This is a genomic window from Nocardioides sp. CPCC 206347 (genome assembly GCF_048654605.1).
GTDB lineage: Bacteria > Actinomycetota > Actinomycetes > Propionibacteriales > Nocardioidaceae > Nocardioides.
The window spans coordinates 223,758-231,132 of record NZ_JBMCYZ010000007.1 but is presented as its reverse complement, the minus strand read 5'-3'; the positions used below and the strand labels follow the sequence as shown (position 1 = coordinate 231,132).

At 63.8% G+C, this 7,375-nt stretch carries 2 protein-coding genes; both read left to right on the top strand.

The window, feature by feature from the left end; translation table 11 throughout:
* Window positions 1-325 precede the first annotated feature (325 nt).
* The gene (locus ACOACQ_RS21895; protein ID WP_378595964.1) at window positions 326-946 is read left to right on the top strand and encodes a helix-turn-helix domain-containing protein; all 621 of its coding nucleotides are present in this window, start codon (window positions 326-328) and stop codon (window positions 944-946) included.
* 372 nt (window positions 947-1,318) lie between these two features.
* Complete coding sequence (locus ACOACQ_RS21890) at window positions 1,319-7,360, top strand: DNRLRE domain-containing protein (RefSeq protein ID WP_420289275.1); 6,042 nt, start codon at window positions 1,319-1,321, stop codon at window positions 7,358-7,360.
* The last annotated feature ends 15 nt before the right edge of the window (window positions 7,361-7,375 follow it).

Here is a 7,375-nt window from a genome sequence, read left to right as displayed (position 1 = left end):
GTGATGACCAGTCGGGCTTTCGACACCGGTGCAGCGTGGTGCGCGGATCTTTCCTATGTCTTGAGAGATCCCTTTCCTATGTCCTGAGCCAGAACACTGTCAGCCCGACGTAGAAGAACCCTCGTCTGAGACTGCATAACCGCAGGTCAGACGGGGGTTTCGTCTTTTTCACGGCACCTCACATCGCTGTCATTCGGAGTCCCGAATCGACCGATGTGGGGCAGATGTGGGGCAGACGCTCTTGCAACCGTCGCGATCCTGAGATCAGAGCCCCACGAATGTGGGGCAACAACCTTGTCCCAGTGGGGCAGCGAGGAGAGTTCTCATGGCTTGGGTGGAGTCCCGAGGTAAGCGTCACCGTGGTGGAAACCGCGGACCGGACGGCACTAAGAAGATGTACGTGGGCCGGCACTCCAGCAAGCGCGAAGCGCTGAGGTTGGCCCAGGTCGAAGAGCACAAGATCCACAGGCCGCGAAGAGCCTGCGGTGCCAAGTTGCAACGTCGCAAGGCAGCGGGAACGTCCGTCAACAGACTCGAGGTCTCAACCGATGACGACGAAAAGGTGATGGAGCCCGCTCAGGTCGTCGCACACCAGCGGATCCGCCCAGCAAGCCTTGGCGCACGAATCCGCGCACGACGCCTCGGCGCCAGGCTGAGCCAGGCCCAGGCCGTCGCCGGGGCCGGCGTCAGCGCCGCATGCCGCGCGCGGATCGAGCACGGCGAACGACGCCCCAGCATCACCGTGCTCGAGCACATCGCGGCGCATCTTCGTGTCGGTATCGACGAGCTGCTGCGCGGCAGAGATGACCTGGCCAACGATGTCGCCTTCGCCGCATCGCGATGGCTCCAGTGGCCCTCGAATGCGCGGGCTTACGAGGACCTTGTGACATCGATCCACATGTGGGAATCCGCCGCGACCGGTCAGCCTGGCAGCAACAGCCGCTAGTGGCCGCTTCTGCGACGGCACAGCTTTGTCGCGAGGCGTGACCCTGGTCCCGACTTTCCTGACACGTTCTGACCGTTTTGAAGACGTAGCGGAGTATTGGGCCTTAGGTTCCGAGGCGCGAGTCGGATGCGTGGGCGTCTCGGGGAGTCTCGCCAGAAGTCAGGGTTCGTGTAGATGTCGCTTCGCGGTTCAGTTCGTCGTCCTGTCCTTCGATCGAGCGGGCCAGACCGAATGGTGCGGGGGATCGCTTTGGCGGCTCTCGGGTCCCTCGCGATCGGGACGCTTCAGGTTGCACCTGGCGCCGCGGTCGCAACGGCCGCCGTCGAGCAGGCGGCACCCAAGGTCACTGAACGCCCTGACCGGACCTCTGCCATGGTCACCGCGATCGCGCAGGGCTCACAGGTCGAGGACCTGTCAGCGCGGACCCCTTCGTCGGCAATGTTCGCCAACCCAGACAGCACCTGGACTCTCGAGTCCTATTCGGGGCTGGTTCGCTCACGTGCTGACCAAGACAAGTGGGTCAGCGTCAACGCGGACCTGGAGAACCTGGCTGATGGAGCCGTGCCTGCGGCGGTTCCCTTCGATATCGAATACGGCGATGGTGGGTCGAAGGACGTGGCCACCGTGACTTCGCCTTCAGGTGCCACGCTGTCGCTCGACTGGCCAACCAAGCTGCCCGCCGGAACGGTGGATGGCGACCAGATCACCTTTGAACCCGCGGCGATTGACGGGGGAGACCTCGTTGTCACGTCCCACCCTGAGGGGTTCAACTTCTCCGTCGTCCTCGACCAGGCCCCCGCCGCCGGTGAGATTCCGGAGTATCGGTTCCCTCTGAGCCTGTCGGAAGGAAAGTTCATCACTCGCGCCGATGGCTCGATTGACATCAAGAGCGAGGGCAAGCTGGTTGGTTCGATCACCCCGCCGGTGATGTGGGACTCGGCCGACGAAGCGTCGACGGTTCCTGTCGCGGCGACCCTTGAGGGGACGGGTACGTCTCGCGAGCTGGTGCTGCGGCCCGATCCCGTGTATCTGGCTGACCCGGACCGCAGGTACCCGGTGACGGTCGACCCGACGGTGGTCCTGACCGCGACGGGTGACACGTGGGTGCAGAACATCCTGCCCAACACCAGTCAGCACACCTCGCCCGAGCTCCGGGTCGGCACCAGTAACTTGGGCATCACGCAGAATCGCTCCTATCTGAACTTCGACACGACTGCGTTGGGCAGTCCGCCCCCGGGATCGATCGCGGACGCGAAGGTGAGCCTGTCGAACTTCAATGCCGGCTCGTGCTCCGGCTCGGACATCAAGATGTCGCAGGTCACTTCGGCCTGGACCGTCCCGGGCATCACCTGGTCGACCCAGCCCACTGTCACCGCCACGGGCGCCAAGGTCGAGGACGACGCGCACGGCTTCACCGGTTGCACCAGTGAAGGCGTGGTCGACTTCAACGCCACCGACATCGTGAAATCCTGGGTCGGTGGTGCCGACAACTACGGCGTGCAGCTCGCTGCCGTCACGTTGAACAACGCCAGTTACCGTAAGTACAGGTCCTTGGAGAACGGGGACAACGCCAAGTCGCCCAAGCTGACCGTCACCATCAGCCAGCCCCCGGCGACCCCGACCGGGCTGACCGCGACCCCGGGGCTGTACGGCAACTTCATCACCTCCAAGACCCCCACCCTGTCGTCGGTCGTCACCGACCCCGACGGCGGGCAGGTCAAGGGCTATTTCGAGATCAAGCAGGGCTCGACTCTGGTGTGGCCCGGCGACAGCCCCGCCGGCACCAGCCCCGCCGTGCCCTCTGGCGGAACCGCCACGAAGGCAGTTCCGTCTGGGCACCTGACCGAGGGTGGCACGTACACGATCAGTGCCTGGGGTGAGGACGACGTCAACGTCCGCTCCGCCACGCCAGCGACCAAGACCGTCACCGTCGACACCATCGCCCCGACCGTCACGATCACCTCGTCCCACTTCACCAACGGGACCTGGACTACCACAATGCCCGGCTCCGACACGATCACCCTCAACGGGTCGGCCGACACCGCTGGTTTCTACTTCAACCTCGACGGCCAGACCTCCGCCGCCGGCGCGAACTCATCCGGCGACAAGGTCACGACCTACACCCCGACACCCGGATGGCACGTCTACGAAGTTACCCCGGTCGACAAGGCCGGCAACTACGGAACACCCGTCACGTTCTCCTACGGCACCGGTACCGCAGCCTTCTCCACGCCCACCCAGTGGGCGCCGTCCACCGCGTCGTTCCCTATCGACCTGTCCGGACCCGCCTCCGCCACCGGCGCGACGCTGCAGTGGCGGGTGGTCACCGAAACCACCTGGCGAACTGCGGCCAAGGTCAAGAAGGTCGACGACGGAACCAACTGGACCGGCACCATCGCTGGCGCAGGCACCGGCCGCTCCACCACCAACCAGCTGATCTGGAACGCCACCGAAGAAACTTATGGGACCGGAACTCTCGAAGCACCCGCACTCCTCGAAGTCCGCGGCTGCTTCCAATACTCCGGATCCGCCGACTCCTGCACCACAGTCCTGTACCTCGGCCTTTATCAATCCGCCTTCGGCGAACGCTTCCCAACAACCGACCTCGGGCCCGCGACGGTGTCGTTGCTCAACGGTGAAGCTATGGTCAGCGACGCTGACGCTGCCGATTCCAAGGCTGGTATCGGGCGCTCCTTCTCTAGCCTGTCGGACGCCACGCTAACCGCCGGCGTCTTCGGGCCGGGTTGGTCCGATCCAGAGATTTTCGGGCCGAGCGCCGACACGGCAGCGTCCGTCATCGACAGCCGCACCAAGGACGGCACGATTGTCATCGTCGATTCGGGAGGTGGCTCACAAACCTTCATCCCGACTGGCGGAGGGAACTACAAACCCCTCGAGCCCACTGGCGACACCACCACGTTGATCTTCGCGACCGGCACCCCAAACACGCTCGAGTTGTCTCGCCCACTTGGCACTGGCAGCGTCGTGACCACTTGGGAATGGAGTACCTCGGACATTGGCGGCGACCCCGCCTGGACCCTCAAGGAGACCAACGCTCCCGGCACCGGCAACGACATCGCTGTCACCCGCACGGGCCAGCGGCCCACCTTCGTCCGCCAGTCCGACCCAACCGCCTCATCCACTTGCACCGCCACCACCCAAACCCTCGGGTGTCGAGCCCTCACGATCACCTACACCGGAACTGGCACCGCAACACGGGTCGCCTCGGTCCAACGCGTCATCGGCGCAGCAACACCTGGTGCGGTCAATATCAAAACACTGGCCGATTACACCTATACCTCGGGCAAGCTCACCAAGGTCTGCAGCGGCGACCCCGACGGTGCTGGCGCCGGCATACCGTTGTGCACTGAATACAGTTACACCACGGTTGCCAGCCGGACCATGCTGGCAACCCTGAAACCTGCAGGCCTCACCGAATGGCGCTTCGCCTACGACACCATCGGTCGACTCGAGAACGTCAAGCGCGAACGCCCGACAGCGTCCGGCGGCGGCGACGCAACGTGGTCGATCGACTACAGCCTGACGCCCGCTAGCGCAGGGCTCCCGTCGATGACGGCAGCGAAGGTTAGCGAGTGGGGGCAGACCGTGGTGCCGACCAAGGTCTACGCGGTCTACCAGCCTTACAACGGCACTGCTGATGTCACCAAGGCCGACCTTTTCTATACCGATCGGTCCGGCAATACCACCAACACGGCGGCCTTCGGTCCCGACGGATGGCTTCTCAGTACCGATTGGGTCGACGCTGCCGGAAACACGAGGCAATCGCTCGACGCCACCGGTTGGGCACGGGTTCAGGCTGCCCCGTTGGTCGACCGGCCGATGGTCGCACTTGAGGCATCGTCGTTCACCGTTTTCAACACTTGGGGCAACGCCGACACGGTCGGCACCCGGGCCATTGACGAGTACGGCCCGGCTCACACCGCCAGCCTGGACGACGGCACGGTCGGCTACTTCCGTACCCACGCCGCGTTTACGTACGACGATGACCCCGGCGTCGATCCAAGCCTCCTCGCGGGCCGCCCTGGCGGCATCGGCGGCGACGGGGTCGGCCTGGTGGTGAAGGAGACCTTCAGCACCGCCACAGCGGACCGCACCGCGGATCACGACACCAAGGTCACGACATACGGATACGCCCCGGTCGTGTCTGGCGATGGCGATGGTTGGGTGCTCGGAACACCGACCTCCACGTCCGTCAAGGTCACCGGTTCGACATGGTCAACGACGACCAACCGATTCGACTCCGACGGCCGGTCGATTGAGACCCGGGAGCCTGGAGGCGGTACAGACGGTAGTGGCGCCGGCAACGACGCCCGGTCAACGACAACCACCTACTACACCGCTGACGGCTCTGGGGCCTGTGGCGGAAAGCCGGCCTGGGACGGAATGGTCTGCAAGACCGGGCCGGCCGCACAGCCCGCTGGCACCACGACGCCGATCACCTACCACGCAGGGTTCGACGACGAACTGAACCCAACCAGCGTGCAGGAACTCTCGGGCGGCGCAGGCACACGGACCACCACAAAGACCTACGACAACCTCGGACGCGTCCTTTCCTCCTCGGTGGTGGTGGGTGGCTCCGAGGTCGCTGCCGACACCATCACCAACACCTACGGGTACGCAGTATCCACAGGTCTATCGACCACTGTGACCGCCTCAGCAGGCAGCACCGGCACCGTGACGACGTCCTACGACGCATGGGGTCGCGAGACCGGGTATCAAGACGTAACCGGAAACACCGCCGCAACCACCTACGACGCGACCGGGCGCCTCGCTACGAGCGACACCGGGACCACCTCGACGTCGTACGCCTACGACGCACACAGCCTCCTTACCGGCGTGACCGTCGATAACGGCGTCGGCTCCTTCGGCTACCAGTACGCCACCGACGGAACCCTAGAAGAACTGTCGTACCCCAACGGACTTGCTGCGACGTACCACACCGACGAGATCGGCGGCCCAACCGGAATCACCTACAGCAACTCAAGCGGGACTGTCCTGGCCTTCACGGCCAGCAACGACGTCCGTGGCAGAGCTCTGCTGCAGAGTTCACCAGCCTCGTCACAGGTCTTCACCTACGACGGACTCGACCGACTCACCGCAGCCGTCGACACCCGCGCCGACGGCTGCATCACCCGGGTCTACGGATTCAGCGCCTCTTCTGAACGGACCTCGCTGGCGTCGCACCCTCCAGGCGCCGGAGGGGCATGTCAGTCGACTTCGGCATCCACCAAGACCACCACCTACGACACGGCAAGCAGGGTCACCAACACCGGCTACAGCTACGACCCACTCGGACGAACGCTGACAGTCCCGACGACCGACACCACAGTAGGTGCCGCGGGGGCACTGACCGTGGCCTATCGGGCCAACGACATGGTCGCGTCACAGACTCAGGACGTGACCGCAGGCGGTGACACTGAAACCAAGACGGTCGACTACGAACTCGACCCAGGCGGACGAATCTCGAGCATCACCTTCAAGACGGACGGCACAGAGACCAAGCGATCGCGATATCGCTACAGCAGCACGAGTGACTCACCGTCCAGCATCGAGACTTCGACGGACACCGGGGCAAGTTGGGTCGCTACGAAGTACGTCGCTCCCCCAGGCAGGGGACTCGCAGCGGAAGTGACCGGCGGAGCCGTCACCTTCCAGATCATCAACCCACATGGCGACATCGTTGCGTCGACCACCAGCGCCGGAACAGTTGAGGCCTACGGAGAGACCGACGAGTACGGCAACCCACTATCGGGCACACCGGACCGCCGCTACGGCTGGCTCGGCGAACTCCAGCGCTCCACAGACAGCCTCGCGGGCCTCACACTTATGGGCCTCCGGCTCTACAACCCTGATACCGGCGCATTCCTCTCGGTCGACTCCATCGCCGGGGCCAACAACACTCCGTACGCATACCCACAAGATCCAATCAATGAGAAGGATCCCTCTGGGGCGTGCCCGCGGCCGTTAATCTTCTGCAGCGAAATAAAGCAAGGAAGGGATCCGAATCGACCCGGCGTGCCAGACGGTTACATTGCGATCTGGCACAAATACACAAGCCACGAGAAGGGCGAGCTGGGCGAGAAGCGAGTCGCAGCGATGTTTCGCAAGATCAAGGGAGTGTCGGACGTGCATCGAGGCCGCACTGGCCTCAACTACGTTCGCTTCATCAACAAGCTCGGCAAGATGCAGATCCGAATATTTGATATCTCGCTGGTGTACAAGGGCCTATCAATACTTATCGAAGTCAAGGCAAACAAGAGTCGCTACCGTAAACATCAGCGAGAAGCCGATGAGTGGCTGTCGTCGACATATGGACTGCTTATCGGGTTCGTAAGAATCCAAGTCGGCCAAGGTGAATGGAGAGTGATCCCAGATCCCAGCCTTATTGCATAGGCATCCTGAGAACCA